22 protein-coding genes and 1 tRNA gene are annotated in these 14,564 nt (G+C 66.0%); 10 read left to right on the forward strand and 13 right to left on the reverse strand.

What is annotated here, in order from left to right; genetic code table 11:
• Nucleotides 1–13 precede the first annotated feature (13 nt).
• The gene (dxs, locus tag J2X70_RS06780; protein WP_032951912.1) at nt 14–1,921 is read left to right on the forward strand and encodes a 1-deoxy-D-xylulose-5-phosphate synthase; all 1,908 of its coding nucleotides are present in this window, start codon (nt 14–16) and stop codon (nt 1,919–1,921) included.
• A gap of 150 nt (nt 1,922–2,071) precedes the next feature.
• Here dxs and J2X70_RS06785 read toward each other — a convergent pair whose 3' ends face one another.
• The 3 genes from J2X70_RS06785 to J2X70_RS06795 all read right to left on the reverse strand — a co-directional run bounded on the left by J2X70_RS06785 (nt 2,072) and on the right by J2X70_RS06795 (nt 3,350).
• The gene (locus tag J2X70_RS06785) at nt 2,072–2,275 is read right to left on the reverse strand and encodes a hypothetical protein (protein ID WP_032978640.1); all 204 of its coding nucleotides are present in this window, start codon (nt 2,273–2,275) and stop codon (nt 2,072–2,074) included.
• Between the two features lie 174 nt (nt 2,276–2,449).
• Entirely contained in the window at nt 2,450–3,013 is a 564-nt protein-coding gene (locus J2X70_RS06790; RefSeq protein ID WP_025876334.1) for a DUF3011 domain-containing protein, read from the reverse strand.
• Between the two features lie 130 nt (nt 3,014–3,143).
• Nucleotides 3,144–3,350, reverse strand: coding sequence for a hypothetical protein (locus tag J2X70_RS06795; RefSeq protein ID WP_025876332.1), 207 nt, complete (start codon nt 3,348–3,350; stop codon nt 3,144–3,146).
• 417 nt (nt 3,351–3,767) lie between these two features.
• On the opposite strand from J2X70_RS06795, the gene J2X70_RS06800 reads away from it, so the two are divergent.
• The 5 genes from J2X70_RS06800 to J2X70_RS06820 all read left to right on the forward strand — a co-directional run bounded on the left by J2X70_RS06800 (nt 3,768) and on the right by J2X70_RS06820 (nt 6,099).
• Nucleotides 3,768–4,031 carry a hypothetical protein gene (locus J2X70_RS06800; protein WP_033831612.1) on the forward strand — a complete coding sequence of 88 codons (264 nt, stop codon included), beginning with the start codon at nt 3,768–3,770 and terminating at the stop codon, nt 4,029–4,031.
• 11 nt (nt 4,032–4,042) lie between these two features.
• Entirely contained in the window at nt 4,043–4,276 is a 234-nt protein-coding gene (locus J2X70_RS06805) for a DUF1653 domain-containing protein (protein WP_025876328.1), read from the forward strand.
• 70 nt (nt 4,277–4,346) lie between these two features.
• Nucleotides 4,347–5,102: a transporter gene (locus J2X70_RS06810; RefSeq protein WP_309909558.1), complete on the forward strand. Its 756-nt coding sequence runs from the start codon at nt 4,347–4,349 to the stop codon at nt 5,100–5,102.
• Between the two features lie 78 nt (nt 5,103–5,180).
• Nucleotides 5,181–5,753: a TetR/AcrR family transcriptional regulator gene (locus J2X70_RS06815; protein WP_134832865.1), complete on the forward strand. Its 573-nt coding sequence runs from the start codon at nt 5,181–5,183 to the stop codon at nt 5,751–5,753.
• Between the two features lie 13 nt (nt 5,754–5,766).
• The gene (locus J2X70_RS06820) at nt 5,767–6,099 is read left to right on the forward strand and encodes an SMR family transporter (RefSeq protein WP_032978627.1); all 333 of its coding nucleotides are present in this window, start codon (nt 5,767–5,769) and stop codon (nt 6,097–6,099) included.
• A gap of 25 nt (nt 6,100–6,124) precedes the next feature.
• Here J2X70_RS06820 and J2X70_RS06825 read toward each other — a convergent pair whose 3' ends face one another.
• The 3 genes from J2X70_RS06825 to J2X70_RS06835 all read right to left on the reverse strand — a co-directional run bounded on the left by J2X70_RS06825 (nt 6,125) and on the right by J2X70_RS06835 (nt 7,776).
• The gene (locus tag J2X70_RS06825) at nt 6,125–6,298 is read right to left on the reverse strand and encodes a DUF1328 domain-containing protein (RefSeq protein WP_025876319.1); all 174 of its coding nucleotides are present in this window, start codon (nt 6,296–6,298) and stop codon (nt 6,125–6,127) included.
• Between the two features lie 104 nt (nt 6,299–6,402).
• The gene (locus tag J2X70_RS06830; protein ID WP_309909563.1) at nt 6,403–7,044 is read right to left on the reverse strand and encodes a LysE family translocator; all 642 of its coding nucleotides are present in this window, start codon (nt 7,042–7,044) and stop codon (nt 6,403–6,405) included.
• A 99-nt stretch (nt 7,045–7,143) separates the two neighbouring features.
• Nucleotides 7,144–7,776, reverse strand: a complete 633-nt coding sequence (locus J2X70_RS06835) for a cation transporter (protein WP_134832867.1) — start codon at nt 7,774–7,776, stop codon at nt 7,144–7,146.
• A 137-nt stretch (nt 7,777–7,913) separates the two neighbouring features.
• Between J2X70_RS06835 and J2X70_RS06840 the strand changes: the two genes are divergently transcribed.
• Nucleotides 7,914–8,606: an aspartate/glutamate racemase family protein gene (locus J2X70_RS06840; protein ID WP_099784890.1), complete on the forward strand. Its 693-nt coding sequence runs from the start codon at nt 7,914–7,916 to the stop codon at nt 8,604–8,606.
• Nucleotides 8,607–8,657: 51 nt separating this feature from the next.
• Here the strand turns inward: J2X70_RS06840 and J2X70_RS06845 are convergent, their stop codons facing one another.
• Nucleotides 8,658–9,026, reverse strand: a complete 369-nt coding sequence (locus J2X70_RS06845) for a hypothetical protein (RefSeq protein ID WP_025876311.1) — start codon at nt 9,024–9,026, stop codon at nt 8,658–8,660.
• Nucleotides 9,027–9,299: 273 nt separating this feature from the next.
• Between J2X70_RS06845 and J2X70_RS06850 the strand changes: the two genes are divergently transcribed.
• The 3 genes from J2X70_RS06850 (at nt 9,300) to J2X70_RS06860 (ending at nt 10,668) form a co-directional block, all read left to right on the forward strand.
• Complete coding sequence (locus tag J2X70_RS06850; protein ID WP_059064696.1) at nt 9,300–9,809, forward strand: DUF3011 domain-containing protein; 510 nt, start codon at nt 9,300–9,302, stop codon at nt 9,807–9,809.
• Between the two features lie 59 nt (nt 9,810–9,868).
• The gene (locus tag J2X70_RS06855; protein ID WP_059064697.1) at nt 9,869–10,222 is read left to right on the forward strand and encodes a DUF6713 family protein; all 354 of its coding nucleotides are present in this window, start codon (nt 9,869–9,871) and stop codon (nt 10,220–10,222) included.
• Between the two features lie 101 nt (nt 10,223–10,323).
• Entirely contained in the window at nt 10,324–10,668 is a 345-nt protein-coding gene (locus J2X70_RS06860; protein ID WP_309598819.1) for a GNAT family N-acetyltransferase, read from the forward strand.
• Here J2X70_RS06860 and J2X70_RS06865 read toward each other — a convergent pair.
• The 6 genes from J2X70_RS06865 to pheT form a co-directional block, all read right to left on the reverse strand.
• Entirely contained in the window at nt 10,638–10,979 is a 342-nt protein-coding gene (locus J2X70_RS06865; RefSeq protein ID WP_059064699.1) for a phosphotyrosine protein phosphatase, read from the reverse strand. The genes J2X70_RS06860 and J2X70_RS06865 overlap by 31 nt on opposite strands.
• Entirely contained in the window at nt 10,973–11,176 is a 204-nt protein-coding gene (locus tag J2X70_RS06870; RefSeq protein ID WP_059064700.1) for a hypothetical protein, read from the reverse strand. The genes J2X70_RS06865 and J2X70_RS06870 overlap by 7 nt, the downstream gene beginning before the upstream one ends.
• Before the next feature lie 118 nt (nt 11,177–11,294).
• Nucleotides 11,295–11,371 (reverse strand) — tRNA-Pro (locus J2X70_RS06875).
• 67 nt (nt 11,372–11,438) lie between these two features.
• The gene (locus J2X70_RS06880; protein ID WP_005410431.1) at nt 11,439–11,795 is read right to left on the reverse strand and encodes a MerR family transcriptional regulator; all 357 of its coding nucleotides are present in this window, start codon (nt 11,793–11,795) and stop codon (nt 11,439–11,441) included.
• Complete coding sequence (locus tag J2X70_RS06885) at nt 11,776–12,075, reverse strand: integration host factor subunit alpha (RefSeq protein ID WP_005410432.1); 300 nt, start codon at nt 12,073–12,075, stop codon at nt 11,776–11,778. The genes J2X70_RS06880 and J2X70_RS06885 overlap by 20 nt, the downstream gene beginning before the upstream one ends.
• 27 nt (nt 12,076–12,102) lie before the next feature.
• The gene (gene pheT / locus J2X70_RS06890; RefSeq protein WP_309909570.1) at nt 12,103–14,484 is read right to left on the reverse strand and encodes a phenylalanine--tRNA ligase subunit beta; all 2,382 of its coding nucleotides are present in this window, start codon (nt 14,482–14,484) and stop codon (nt 12,103–12,105) included.
• Nucleotides 14,485–14,564 lie beyond the last annotated feature (80 nt).

The following is a 14,564-nucleotide window of genomic DNA, read 5'->3' on the forward strand; positions in this document are numbered from 1 at the left end:
AAGTGCGAACATGATGATCGACTCTGCCCGCTATCCCCGCCTCGCGCGCATCCAGACACCGGATGACCTGCGCACGTTCGACGAATCCGAACTGACGGCGGTCGCCGATGAACTGCGTGCCTACCTGATCGAATCGGTCGGCAAAAGCGGTGGCCATTTCGCCGCCGGCCTGGGCGTGATCGAGCTCACCGTGGCCCTGCACTACCTGTACCAGACCCCGGTTGACCAGCTGGTCTGGGACGTCGGCCACCAGACCTATCCGCACAAGATCCTCACCGGTCGCCGCGACGAGATCCATACCGTCAAGCAGAAGGATGGCGTCGCGCCGTTCCCCAAGCGCGAGGAAAGCGAGTACGACACCTTCGGTGTCGGCCACTCCTCGACCTCGATCTCGGCGGCACTGGGCATGGCCATCGCGCGCCAGACCGAAGGTGATGATCGCAAGGTCGTGGCCGTGATCGGCGACGGTGCGATGACCGCCGGCATGGCGTTCGAAGCGCTGATGCACGCCGGCGGCATGGAACCGGAACCGAACCTGCTGGTGATCCTCAACGACAACAACATGTCGATTTCCGAGGCAGTGGGCGGGCTGACCAAGATGCTCGGCCGCGCCACCGGCAGCCGCACGCTCAATGCGCTGCGCGAAGGCGGCAAGAAGATCCTCGGCGACAAGAAGAACAATCCCGCGCGTTTCGTGAAGCGCTGGGAAGAACACTGGAAGGGCATGTTCGTGCCGTCCACGATGTTCGAGGAAATGGGCTTCCATTACACCGGCCCGATCGATGGCCATGACCTGCCGGCGCTGCTGTCCGCGCTGAAGACGCTGCGTGCCTCCAAGGGCCCGAAGCTGCTGCATGTGATGACCACCAAGGGCAAGGGTTACGAGCCGGCCGAAGGCGACCAGATCGGTTACCACGCGGTGGGCCCGTTCGATCCGGACAAGGGCCTGGTGGCCAAGACCGGCGCGAAGAAGCCCACCTATACCGATGTGTTTGGCGACTGGTTGTGTGACGCCGCCGCAGCCGAGCCGCGTCTGTACGGCATCACTCCGGCAATGCGCGAAGGCTCGGGCCTGGTGCGCTTCAGCAGGGAATATCCGCAGCGCTACTTCGATGTGGCCATCGCAGAGCAGCACGCGGTGACCCTGGCCGCAGGCATGGCCACCCAGGGCGGCAAGCCGGTGGTGGCGATCTATTCCACCTTCCTGCAGCGCGCGTACGACCAGTTGGTGCATGACGTGGCCATCCAGGACCTGGACGTGCTGTTCGCGATCGATCGCGCCGGCGTCGTCGGCCCGGATGGTGCAACCCACGCCGGCAACCTCGACCTCAGCTTCCTGCGCTGCGTGCCGAACATGGTGGTGATGGCACCCTCCAACGAAGCCGAGTGCCGGCAGATGCTCAGCACCGGCCTGCAGCACCCCGGCCCGGCTGCGGTGCGCTACCCGCGCGGCAGCGGTACCGGCGTGGATGCCGGCAGCGATCTGTCGACCCTGCCGATCGGCAAGGGCGAGCTGCGCCTGCAAGGCAACCGCGTCGCCCTGCTCGCGTTCGGCAGCACCGTCGCCGCCGCCGAACAGGTGGGTCGCGAACTGGGTTTGAGCGTGGTCAACATGCGTTTCATCAAGCCACTCGATCGCGAGCTGGTGCTGGCCATGGCCAACCAGCACGACGCCCTGGTAACGATCGAAGACAACGTGGTGGCGGGCGGCGCAGGTTCGGCCGTGGCCGAACTGCTCAATGCCGAGGACGTGCTGCGTCCGATCCTGCACCTGGGCCTGCCCGATGCCTTCCAGCATCACGCCAGCCGCGAGGACCTGCTGGCCGAGGCCGGCATCGATGCGGCCGGCATCCGTGCGGCCCTGCTCAAGCGCTGGCCGCAGCTGGCCGCCGGCAACCCGCCGTTGAGCGCGGCGGGCTGAGAGCGTTGCAGGGGTCTGGTGGGGCCAGGCCATGCGTGGCTCCCCAGGTTCCTCATCCACGCATGGCGTGGATCTACCAGATTGCTGGTGGCGCAAAAGCAGATCCACGCCAAGCGTGGATGGCGCGGACCGTGCCGACACGCGGCGTGCTCAGCCGTAGCTGATCGCCTCGACAAACGCACCGCTGGACTCCACCCGCACCGAGGCGCGCTGGCCGGTATCGGTGAAATGCAGGCGGGCCAGGGTTTCGGCGAAATCGAAGGCACGGACGCCATCGCGGAACTCGATCGGCTCCGGCTTGTCCGGGTGCAGCACGCGCCATTGGCGCTGCTCACATTGCAGTCGGATCAACATGCGTTGCTCACTCCTTGAACAGCGTATCGACGACGAGAGAATGACCGCACCAGGCGCGACAGGAATGGCCAGTGCGAACCGGGACGCGCAAGGCGTCCCGGGAGTCGACAATACGAGGAAAGAAGTGTGATCGCTATCAGATTTTTCTGATCTTGAGCCGATTGCGACAGCCGCTCAGTTCACCTGGAACTGGGCCCTGCAGCCATTGCTGACCCAGATGCCACGGCGGTCCCAGCCCCAGGTCTGGCCTTCGATGCAGGCACTGCGCGATTCCTGTCGTACCAGACGCACGCCGCGACGAACCTGCGCATCGCAGTACTGCTGGCGCCGGTCATTGGAATGGCAGGCAATCACCTGGCCACCACCCCCCCACTGGCTCCCGCCCCAGCCGTTGCCACCACCGCCACCCCAACCACCGCCGCCACCGCCCGGCCGCCGGTATTCACCGACGAATTCGGCACGGCAGCCCTGGGTAACCCAGACACCGTAACGGGACTGGCCCCAGGTCTCACCTTCCACACAGGGGGAGCCGGACAACTGGCGGATCATGCGCGCACGCCCTTCCAGCCGGCACTCGTTGCTGCGGTTCTTGATCGATTCGCAGCGCACGATGCCATTGCCACCACGATCATCGTAGCGATCGTCGTAGCCATAGTTCTGCGCCTGCACGCCGCCAGCGGCAGCCATCATCGGCAACACGGCGCACGCTACGGTGCGCCAAGTGAGTCCCTTGCCCATCCCTTGTCTCCAGGTGAATACGGTGGAGGCAAGCATCAGGGATTCCCGGCGTTGCGCACAGAGGGAGCCGCGATGGCGGTTTTTCCCCCATTCAACCAACCCAACCGCAACTGACTGCGGCTGCGGTGGCTCAGCGGCCGAAGTGCAGCGCGTCGACCGCGGTGCCCAGCGCTTCCACGCGCACGGTGCTGTGCTGGCCGGTACGGCAGTGATGCTCGCTGGCCCGAGAGGCAGCGGCATCGAAGGCGGCCGCACCGGTGCTGAACACTTCGGTCGCGCGTGTCTGCGGATCCAGGACGGACCAGCGCTGGGCGGTGCATTGGACAGTGATGACCATGGTGGGCTCCTGCGGTTCTGGGAAATCGGGGGACCGGCGCAAGGCCGATCTCCGATGCCCGACCAGCCTAGCCAGCGCCCCGGAGAAGACCTATCGGATTTATCCGAAAACTCCCCACCATCGCCTCAGAAAGCGCCCCCCATCACATCCCTGAGGCCATTTAGGAAACCCATTCCGTGACCCTTGTCACGAAGTCAGCCGCGCTTCACACTATCGTCATCAACAGGGGCCCCTTCCACATGCGCACCTCGCTTCCACTGCAGCGTTCGACGCTGCTGAAGTTCTATTTCGCCGCCAGCTACGTGGTATTGATCGAGGAACTGGTCCGCGCATCGCTGAGTTGAGGATCGGCCAGCGATGCTTGCCGCTGCTGCCGGGACCGAACAGACTGTCGGTTTACGGCACGGAGCCGCGCCCATGAAAGTCCTGATGCTGATCCCGCTGCTGGCTCTGGCCGCGTGTGCCAGCCCGGAAAAACCAGTCACCCATGACGCCGCCACACCCGTGGTTGGTGGCGATCGCGATGCGCACGGTTGCATCGGTTCGGCCGGCTATCAGTGGTGCGAACGCAGCCAGCGCTGCGAGCGCCCGTGGGAACTGGCACAGGCGCAGGGCCTGGCCAACACCGCCGAAGCCATCGATGCCTACTGCGCCACCCCGGCGTCGCCGGCACGCAGGTAACGGGCCCACCAATGACCGACCTGACCCCGCTGCCCGCGCTGGCACCTGGCCGCTACCGCCACTTCAAGGGTGGCGAGTACGAAGTGATCGACATCGTCCGCAGCAGTGAGACGCTGCAGCCGATGGTTCTCTACCGCGCTCTGTATGGCGAGGGCGGCCTGTGGGTGCGGCCCTATGCGATGTTCATTGAGCAGGTGCCCGGCGAGCACGGCCCGCAGGCGCGTTTCGCCCGCATCAGCGACTGAGCGGTGCGGCTCACGCCGCGCGCACGGTACCGCCGGGCATGCTGAAGACCCCCTGCGAGACGGAACCCGCATGCGCCACACCCTGTTGATCGCCCTGTCGCTGGCCAGCACCCCGGTGCTGGGCGCGGAACCTCCCAGCTTCGATCGTCCCGGCATCGGCTTCGGCACCGACACGGTGCCGCGTGGCGGCCTTGCCGTCGAACTGGGCCTGCCCAGCTATCAACGTGAGCGTGATCGCGACGGCCTGCGCACGACGACGCTGTCCAGCGACCTGCTGCTGCGCACCGGGCTGGCTCCGGGCTGGGAACTGCAGTTGGCGTCCACGCCATGGCAGCGTCAGCGAGAACGTGGCCCCGACATGCCGCGCACGCAGCAGCGCGGCACCGGCGACAGCACCGTCGGAGTGAAATGGGCAGGTCCCGGCAGTACCGAGCGCACGGCGTGGGCGCTGCTGGCCAGCGGGGTGATCGCGCGTGGCGATGCAGCCTTCAGCGACGGCCGCCAGTACGCGCTGGCCGCCAGCGTCGAGCACAGCTTCAACGACCGCTGGAGCGGCGCGCTGTATGGCAGTCATCAGCGTGGCGCCGGCCAGCGCAGCACCACCTGGTCGCCCAGCCTCTCGTTGAGCGTGACCGAGCGGCTGGGCACCTATCTCGAAGCCGGTTTCACCCACGCCAACCAGCAACCCGACCAGGCCATCGCCGGCGCAGGGCTGACCTGGATGCTGCGGCCGAACGTGCAGCTGGACGCCTCGTTCGACCTGGGCCTCAATCGCAACAGCCCTGACCTGCAGCTCGGCACCGGCATCGCGTTCTATATGCAGTGAGCTCAAGACCTGATCGTGCGCGCCGGGCGCATCGCCCCCGCGCTACAATCATACCGTCCAGTCGGTTTCGTTCCCCCCATGACAGAATCCCCTCCCCGCTCCCGCCGCAAGGCGCCCGACAGCGTGCGCCAGGCACTGCTGCACGCGACCGCCCATACCCTCGGCCAGAATGGGCTGGCGGCCCTCACCGTGCAGGACGTCGCCGACGCCGCCGGTGTCAGCAAGGGCGCGCTGTTCCATCACTTCAGCAGCAAGCAGGACCTGATCGAGGCGACGCTGACCTCGCTCATCGCCGACTTCGAGGACAGAGTGCGTGCGGTGCTGCGACAGTCCCCGCGCCGCCATGGCGGCTTCAGCCGTGCCTATGTGCAGGTGAATTTCGAGCATCTGCTGCAGCAGGAGCAGATCAACGACATCGGGCTCACCATGGGCAACATGCTGGAGCCGGCGCTTCTGGTCTACTGGCGCACGTGGCTCCGCGGCATGCTCGCCGAGTTCCCGGATGAAGCCAGCGATCCGCGCCTGTACGCCGCGCGTTGCGTTGCCGATGGTTACTGGGCCACCGCCTATGGGCGGCCGCTGGACGAAAACGAGCGCCAGAATGCCCAGGCCATGGCCCTGGAGGCACTGAAGCTGTGCGAACCGGCATGAGCAGGAGGATTCGATGAACCCATATCTCTACCTGGCCGGTGCGATCGTGCTGGAGGTGATCGCCACGTCCCTGCTCAAGGCATCCGAAGGCATGACCCGGCTCGGTCCCACGCTGGGCGCGCTTGCCGGTTACGGCGTGTGCTTCTACCTGCTGTCGCTGACGATGAAGTCGATCCCCACCGGCATTGCCTATGCGATCTGGTCCGGCGTCGGCATCGTGCTGATTTCGCTGATCGGACTGCTGGTGTTCAAGCAGCGCCTGGACGCTCCGGCGCTGATCGGCATCGGCCTGATCTGTGCCGGCGTGCTGGTCATCAACCTGTTCTCGCACAGCAGCGCGCATTGAACGCGCTGCTGCACGAACACCCGGGCTAGGCGACCTTCTTGGCGACGGTCATGCCAAGCACGAACAGCACAACGGCAATGATGATGCCGGCCCAGAACAGGAACTTGGCGATACCCACGGCAGCGCCGGCGATGCCGCCGAAACCCAGCGCACCTGCGATCAGGCCGATGATGGCGAAAATGATGGCCCACTTGATCATGTTGATCCTCTCCCTGGCGGGAATACTGAAGGTGGGATCAGGTTAGGTACGCCGCGATGCCACACGCGTGAACAGGTCGCAGGCGCGGCGTGAAACGAACCCGCTCAGCGCGGCCGGAAGCGCAGCAGCGCCACTGCGAAAGCGAGGAACACGCTGCCGACCAGGCGTTCGAACCAGCGTTGCGCAAATGGCTTTGCCAGCCAACGGCGCAGCCCATGTCCGCCTGCGGCATACATCACGTACCAGAACAGTTCGCAGGTGGCGAAGGTCGCCACCAGCACCGTGTACTGCACGGCCTGGCCACGCGCGGGGTCGACGAACTGCGGCAGGAACGCGGCGGCGAACAGCAGCAGCTTGGGATTGCTCAACCCCACCAGCAGGCCACCACGGAACACTGCCCAGGCACCGTGCACCGGCGGCAGCGCTGCTGCATCGACGTCTGTCACCACCGGCGCCTGCCGGTAGCTGTCCCGCCACGCCTTGATGCCCAGCCAGGCCAGGTAGGCCACACCCAGGTAGCGCAGCACATCGAACAGCATCGGCGATGATCGCAGCACCGCGCTCAAGCCGGCCGCGGACGCCGCAAGCACCAGCAGCATCGCCAGCAGGCAACCGGCCATGGCCGGCACGCTGCGACGGAAGCCGAGGCCGACGCTGCGCCCCAGGATGTGCAGCATGTTCGGGCCCGGCGTGCCACACAGCACGAAGACTGTCGCCAGGAACCACCACCAGGTATGCAGGGCCATCACTTCATCCACCGTAGTAATCCCTGCAAGGATAGTGCGCAGCGGCTGCCACCACCATGTACAGTCCGGGGTCGATTCGACGGTTACAGCTGCTGCGGCTCAGCTGCTGGCAATGCGCGATGCGCGCAGCTCGGTCATCGCGATGCGCAGCACCCGCAGCGCCGAGCGCAGGAACACGACCAGCAGCGCGATGGCGACCAGCAGGTCCGGCCAACCGGCACCGAACAGCGCCACCAGCCCCGCCGCCAGCACCACCGAAACGCCCTCGAAGATATCGTTGCGTGCGCATTCCCAGGCCGATGCCAGGTTCACGTCATCATTGCGATACGGCGTCAGCAGCCACAGGCAGAAACCGTTGGCAGCCAGGTTCAACAGCGCGGCCAGGCCCATGCTTTCGAACAGGGGGACCTGCGGATGCGCCAGCCGCCATCCGATCTGTGCCGCCACTGCCACGGCCGCAGCCAGGATCAGCACGCCCTTGAACAACGCAACCCGCGCCTTGGCCGCCACGCCGGCCCCCACCACCAGCAGGCTCAGCAGGTATGTGGCCGCATCGCCCAGGTTGTCCAGCGCACCGGAGAGCAACGAGGACGAATGGCTGTACCAGGACGCGCCGACCATCATCAGGAAGGTCGCCAGGTTGATCAGCAGGACGATCCACAGCACGCGCCGGTGGCGCGCCTGCATGGCTGCCACATCCAGCGTCTTGCCGCAGCCACAGCATTCGCCCATCGCCCTGCCCTCTGCCTGTCGTACCCCATTATCACGCCGATCAGGCCCGTCGGCAGCTGCTGCGGCGGGTCCACCCACAATTGCACGTCCTGGCCCCTGTTGTGCTGCAATGGCGCTTCCCCGGCACGGAGACACGCATGAAGACGCTTGGCCTGATCGGTGGCATGAGCTGGGAGAGTTCGGCGCAGTACTACCGCCTCATCAACGAAGAGGTACGCGCGCGGCTGGGCGGCGCGCATTCGGCGCAGCTGCTGATGTGGTCGCTGGATTTCGCCCGCATCAAGCAGCTGCAGCACGACGGCGACTGGAATGCCCTGGGCAACGAGATGGTCGATGCCGCACAGCGGCTGCAGGCCGGTGGCGCCGACCTGCTGCTGATCTGCACCAACACCATGCACAAGCTCGTTGCTGAGATCGAGGCGGCCTGCCCGCTGCCCTTGCTGCATATCGCCGACCCGACTGCCACGGCGATCGTGCAGGCCGGTCTGCAGCGCGTCGGCCTGCTCGGCACCGCCTTCACCATGGAGGAAGACTTCTACCGTGGCCGCCTGAGCGAGCGCTTCGGCCTGGACGTACTGGTTCCGGAGGCCGATGACCGCCGCGAGGTGCACGCGATCATCTACGAGGAGTTGATCGCCGGGGTGGTCAACGAGCGATCACGGCAGGTGTACGTCGAAGTGATTGAACGCCTCGTTGCCCGCGGTGCCCAGGCGATCATCCTCGGCTGTACCGAGATCATGCTGCTGGTACGCGCCGAAGACAGCCCGGTGCCGCTGTTCGACACCACGACCCTGCATGCGCGCGCGGCAGTGGACGCAGCGTTGGCGTAACCCACGGCGGGGTGCAGTCGAGCAGGCTCGACTGCACGGTCAGGCGTCCGGTCACGCAGGCGATTCGGGTTGCACTTCCAGCGAAGTAACCAGCCATTCCACCACCGGTGGCGAATCGCACAGGAAGAACACGGCGTCGCCGCTGCGGGCTTCGGTCAGCATCCGGTAGACACTGATGGCCACGCCCGATTGGCTGGCAATGAAAATCTCGCTGCTGCGCGGCCCGTCGGCCTGGCGGGAAACCCGCCGCAAGGCATCGCGGGCCGCAACCGTATCTTCCGGCTCGGCTTCGCGGGTCAGTTCCAGGCCACGCAGGCCCCACGCAACAAAAACACGCTTGCCCTTGAACGTCGTGTCCAGGACCTGCACGTCGGCCGCGCCTGTGCCGGCCGACCGATGAATGACGATACTGCTGATCAACGCAACCCCCTGTGGTCGTCGTGGTCCGCACATCCTTGTCCGCACCCGCGCCAGCGGCCACGGGCGATGCCCGAAGGCCGCGTCCGAAAGCGCTGGAACGTGTAAAAAACTGTAAACCGATGCAATCGGATGTGCCCGGGATGATACGGGATGTAACGCCCTGCATGCGCCGTCGCACACTTATAAATCCGTCCTGAGCCAGCGCAGCCCGCAGTCGTCGCAGAGCGCCATACGTGCGCCATTCTTGCGTCCCATCCCCAAACCGAGGTTTCAATGAGCCTTCGCCTGCTACTGCCCTTGGGCGGCTCTGCACTTGCCCTGCTGCTGGCCGCAACGACCGTCTCGGCACAGGATTACGACAGCGAATCGTCACCGCGCACGACCTGCGAATCGCACTTCAACAAGACCCAGCAGTGCCCGTTCGAAGGACGCGCGCGACTGGCGCGGCAGCTGTCGGTGACGCGATGCGTTGAAGATGACAACTGGGGACAGCGCCGCGGCATGCTGTGGGTTACCGACGGCTGCCGCGCCGAATTCGTCGCCGAAGAGCGCGGGCGTGGCCGCTGGCCCGGGCGTGGGCGTGACCGTGATCGCGATGGCGAGCGCCTGGTCTGCGAATCCTACGAAAACAAGGAGAAACAGTGCCGCATCCGCGTCCGTCATGACGTGCGGCTGGTCAAGCAGAAATCGGTCACCACCTGCACCGAGGACCGCAACTGGGGCTGGGACCGACGCGGTGTATGGGTCAGCGACGGCTGCCGCGCCGAATTCCGCGTCTACTGAGTGCGATGGCTGCGGGCCCATCATCGCTAGAATGAAGCTCCCGCAGCAGGAAACACCGCATGGAACGCTGGTACCTGGCAACGATGATGTCCTTGCTGCTGCATCAGATCGATGCCGCGTTCTGGCAGGAGTGGCGGATGTTCCAGGTGCCCGGCGGCATCCAGGGATTCCTGCTTTTCAATCTGCTTGCCATCGGCGTACTGCTGCACGGTTACCGTCAGGTCGTGCTCGGCCTGGGCTCTGCGCGCCGCTACGCACTGCTGTGCGGCGCGCTGGGTATCGGCACAGCCCTCATCCATGCAGGCTTTGCTGCGGCCGGTCGTGGTGAGTTCCACCTGCCGCTGTCGCTGCTCACGCTTCTGGCCTGCCTGCTCAGCGGCAGCGGTTTGCTGCTGCGCAGCCGTCGGCGATGAACGTGGGGGCTCCAGCAGTTCGGATACGCGCGGCCGTGTGCACGGATCTTCCGGCACTGATCGCCCTGGACAGCGTTGCGGCCGATGACCCACGGCGTGCCGTGCAGATCGGCCAATGGCTGGCGGACGGCCACATGCACGTCGCCGAACTCGACGGCACGCTGGCCGGCTACCGGGTCCAGCACCGGCACTTCTTCGGTGAAGCCTTCATCGAGATGCTGATGGTCGCCGCGCCACTGCGCGGACACGGCGTCGGCAGCGCGCTGCTTCTGCATGCCACGTCGTGCAGCGCAGGTGCCAGGCTTTTCACCTCCACCAACCAATCCAACGCCAACATGCAGCGGCTGCTGGCAGCCGCTGGTTTCCAGCAGTGCGGCATCGTGCACGGCCTCGACGAAGGCGATCCGGAGTTGATCTACCGCTTCGCTACTGACGATGTGAGGTAAGGCGCGACCTTCGCTTCCAGCAGCGCCATCAGCGCCGGATCCATGCAGCGATAGTCGTCGGGGATATCCAGGCAGTGCAGCGGCGTGTGTTCAAGCAGGCGGGCAAAATTCGCCTGCAGCCGATGCTGGTGCTTGGGCTCCATCACGAAGATGACATCAGCCCAGCGGATGTCCGCTGGGCTGATGGGCCGGCGCGCATGCGGGCTGGTGCCTGCCGAGCGCACACTGATACCTGGCCGGCGCTGCCACATCGCTTCAGCGGTGGGGCTGCGCAGCTGGTTGCGACTGCAGACAAACAACAGGTTCAACATTCCTGGTCCAGCAGTTGCCGCGAGCTGAGGACTGGATAGGTGAAACCCAGCTGGCGCGCCCGCAGCAGCTTGTCGCCGCGCGTATACATCAGCTTCCAGTTCTTTTCCGGCTTGAAGATCGACGGTGCTGCCGTGTGGTCGCCAGCGTGGTGGCGCGACTGCGAGCGCCTCCAGGCGCGGTTCCTTTGCGTTTCCATGATCGTGTTCTCGTGAGTACCGGGTTCAGCAGCCGCGGTAGTACGAGTGCGCGCAGGATACAACGCCGCAACAAAAAAGCCCACGCATCGCTGCGCAGGCTTGTCTGTTACATCACAGTGGTCGGGACGGCCGGATTCGAACCGACGACCCTCTGCCCCCCAGGCAGATGCGCTACCAGGCTGCGCTACGCCCCGACTGATGCTGCGATGTGCCCGCCAGTGCGGCGGGCCGTGAAGTATAGCGGATTACGGCGGAAATGGGTCAGCGACGCAGCAGTTGCAGCACTTCTTCCAGTTCCATCCGCACCTGCTTGATGATCTGGTTGCTCAAGGCCGATTCCTCGCGCGCATCCGGACCATCCAGGCGCAGGCGCGCGCCACCGATGGTGTAGCCCTGTTCGTACAGCAGGCTGCGGATCTGCCGCACCATCAGCACGTCGTGGCGCTGGTAGTAACGACGGTTGCCACGGCGCTTGGCCGGCTCGAGACTGGGAAACTCGGTTTCCCAGTAGCGCAGCACGTGCGGCTTGACGTCGCACAGTTCACTGACTTCACCAATGGTGAAGTAGCGCTTGGCCGGAATCGGCGGAAGTTCGCGGTTACTGCCCGGATCCAGCATAAGCTTCCACCCTCTCCTTGAGCTTCTGGCCCGGACGGAAGGTAACCACCGTACGGGCGGAAATCGGAATTTCCTCGCCGGTCTTGGGGTTGCGACCCGGGCGCTGGTTCTTGCGCCGCAGGTCGAAATTGCCAAAGCCCGACAGCTTCACCTGACGTCCCTGTTCCAATGCTTCACGCAGCACATCGAAGAACGCGTCGACGAATTCCTTGGCTTCCCGCTTGTTCAGACCGACTTCGTCGAACAGCTTTTCCGCCATCTCCGCCTTGGTCAATGCCATTGCCTGCTACCCCCGAGTGCTGCCCGCTCAGCCGCGGATCCGGGCGTGGTGTTCACGCTCGATGGCAGTGACCGCCTCGGCCACTACCGCTTCCACGTCGCGGTCCGTCAGAGTGCGCGACTTGTCCTGCAAAATCAAGCCCATAGCGAGACTCTTGAATCCCGGCTCGACACCCTGGCCGACATAGCGATCGAACAGGTTCAGCTCGCGCAGCAGCGGACCGGCAGCCTGGCGGATGGTCGCAGCCAGGTCACTCCAGGCCACCTGTTCAGGCACCAGGAAGGCCAGGTCGCGGCGCACTGCCGGGTAGCGCGACAGTTCACCGGCGCGCGGCAGCGCACGGGCCGACAGCGCTTCCAGATCCAGCTCGAAGGCGTACACGTCCACGTCGATGTCCATCGCCTTGGCCAGGCGCGGATGGATCTGGCCGATCCAGCCGATGGCCAGGCCGTCGCGGAACACCTCGGCCGAACGCACCGGATGGCCGTAGGCACGCGAGGATGGGCGGAACTCCAGGACCGCGCCACTGGCCGCGGCCAGCGATTCCAGGTCGCCCTTCAGGTCATGGAAATCAACCTTGCGGGTCGGCAGGCCCCACTGCACAGCCTGCGCTTCACCGCAGACCGCAGCGGCCACGCGCGGGGTTTCCAGCGGCGCCGGCTGGCCATCTCCTGCCTGCTGCGCGAACACCCGGCCGAGTTCGAACAGGCGCACCCGGCCGAGCTGGCGGGCGGCGTTGCGGCCCAGCGTGGCGACCAGGCCCGGCAGCAGCGACGGGCGCATCACCGCCAGTTCGGCCGACAGCGGGTTGGCCAGCGGCACCAGATCCTCGCGCAGCTGCCACTGGCCCAGCAGGCCATCGTCGACGAAGGCGAAATTGACGGTTTCCTGCAGGTCGCGTGCGATCAGCTGGCGGCGCACGCTCAGCGCATCCAGCTGGGTCTCGGACGGCATCGCGACACGCGATGCGCCACCCGGCAGCGTGGTCGGGATCTGCTCATAACCGTGGATCCGGGCCAGCTCCTCGATCAGGTCTTCTTCGATGGCGACGTCGAAGCGGCGGCTCGGCGCGGTGACCTGCCAGCCTTCGCCAGCGGCGACCACGTCCATGCCCAGCGCGCGCAGGATGCGCTCGACTTCGGCGTCTTCGATGGTGATGCCCAGCACGCGGGTGATGCGCGCGCGGCGCAGCAGGATCGTCGCCGGCTGCGGCAGGTCGGCCTCCCGTACCGCTTCGGTAACCGGTGCGGGGGTACCGCCGGCCAGATCCAGCACCAGGCGGGTGGCGTATTCGATGGCAGTACGCGGCAGCGCCGGGTCGACGCCACGCTCGAAGCGGTGGCCGGCATCGGTGTGCAGGCCCAGCTTGCGGCCGCGGCCCATGATCGCGGCCGGCGCGAAGTGCGCCGCTTCCAGGAACACGGCGGTGGTGGCATCGGTGACGCGCGTATCGAAGCCGCCCATCAGGCCGGCCAGGCCGACCGCACGATCGGCGTCGGTGACCACCAGGAAGCTGTCGTCCAGCGCAGCATCACGGCCATCCAGCAGCTTAAGGCTTTCGCCTGCGCGCGAACGACGCACACTGATCGTGCCCTGCAGGGTGCCGAGATCGTAGGCGTGCATCGGCTGGCCCAGCTCGAGCATGACGTACTGGGTGATGTCGACCAGCAGCGATACCGGGCGCACGCCGCTGCGGCGCAGGCGCTCGGCCATCCACAACGGGGTCTTCGCCGCAGCGTTGACTCCTTCGATGACACGACCCAGATACCGCGGCGCTTCGGCACCGGCATCGAGCTGGATTGCCAGCTCGCGGCTGCTCTGGGCAGCGATCGGCGCTGCGATGAAATCCAGTACCTCGCTGCGCGTCGCTGCGGCGACGTCATAGGCGATGCCGCGGATGCTGAAGCAGTCGGCGCGGTTGGGGGTCAGCTTGATCTCGATGCTGGCATCCGGCAGGCCGAGGTACTCCACCAGGGACTGGCCGACCGGCGCGTCGTCCGGCAGTTCCAGCAAACCGGAGGCATCGTTGTCCAGGCCCAGCTCCTTGGCCGAACACAGCATGCCGTTGGATTCGACGCCGCGGAGCTTGGCCGGCTTGATCTTCAACTCACCGATCTGCGCACCGACCATCGCCAGCGGCGCGACCAGGCCCGGTCGTGCATTCGGCGCACCACAGACGATCTGCAGCAGCTCAGCCTGCCCCGCATCAACCTTGCACACCTGCAGGCGGTCGGCTTCGGGATGGCGCTCGGCTTCGACGATACGCGCGACGACCACGTGCTGCAGGCCATCGCCAAGCGCGGTCACGTCTTCCACTTCCAGGCCGATGGCGGTCAGCACCGCGCTGAGCTCATCGCGCGAGGCAGTGGTCGGGACGTGGCTGCGCAGCCAGTTTTCGGAGAATTTCATGGGTTCACCCTGGTGGGCCCGGCGCATGCGCCTGGGCCTGCGTTGTTGAGTCCGCCGGGCATGGCCCGGCGCTACCTTAT

This window comes from Stenotrophomonas sp. 1337 (assembly GCF_031455455.1).
Lineage (GTDB): Bacteria > Pseudomonadota > Gammaproteobacteria > Xanthomonadales > Xanthomonadaceae > Stenotrophomonas > Stenotrophomonas indicatrix.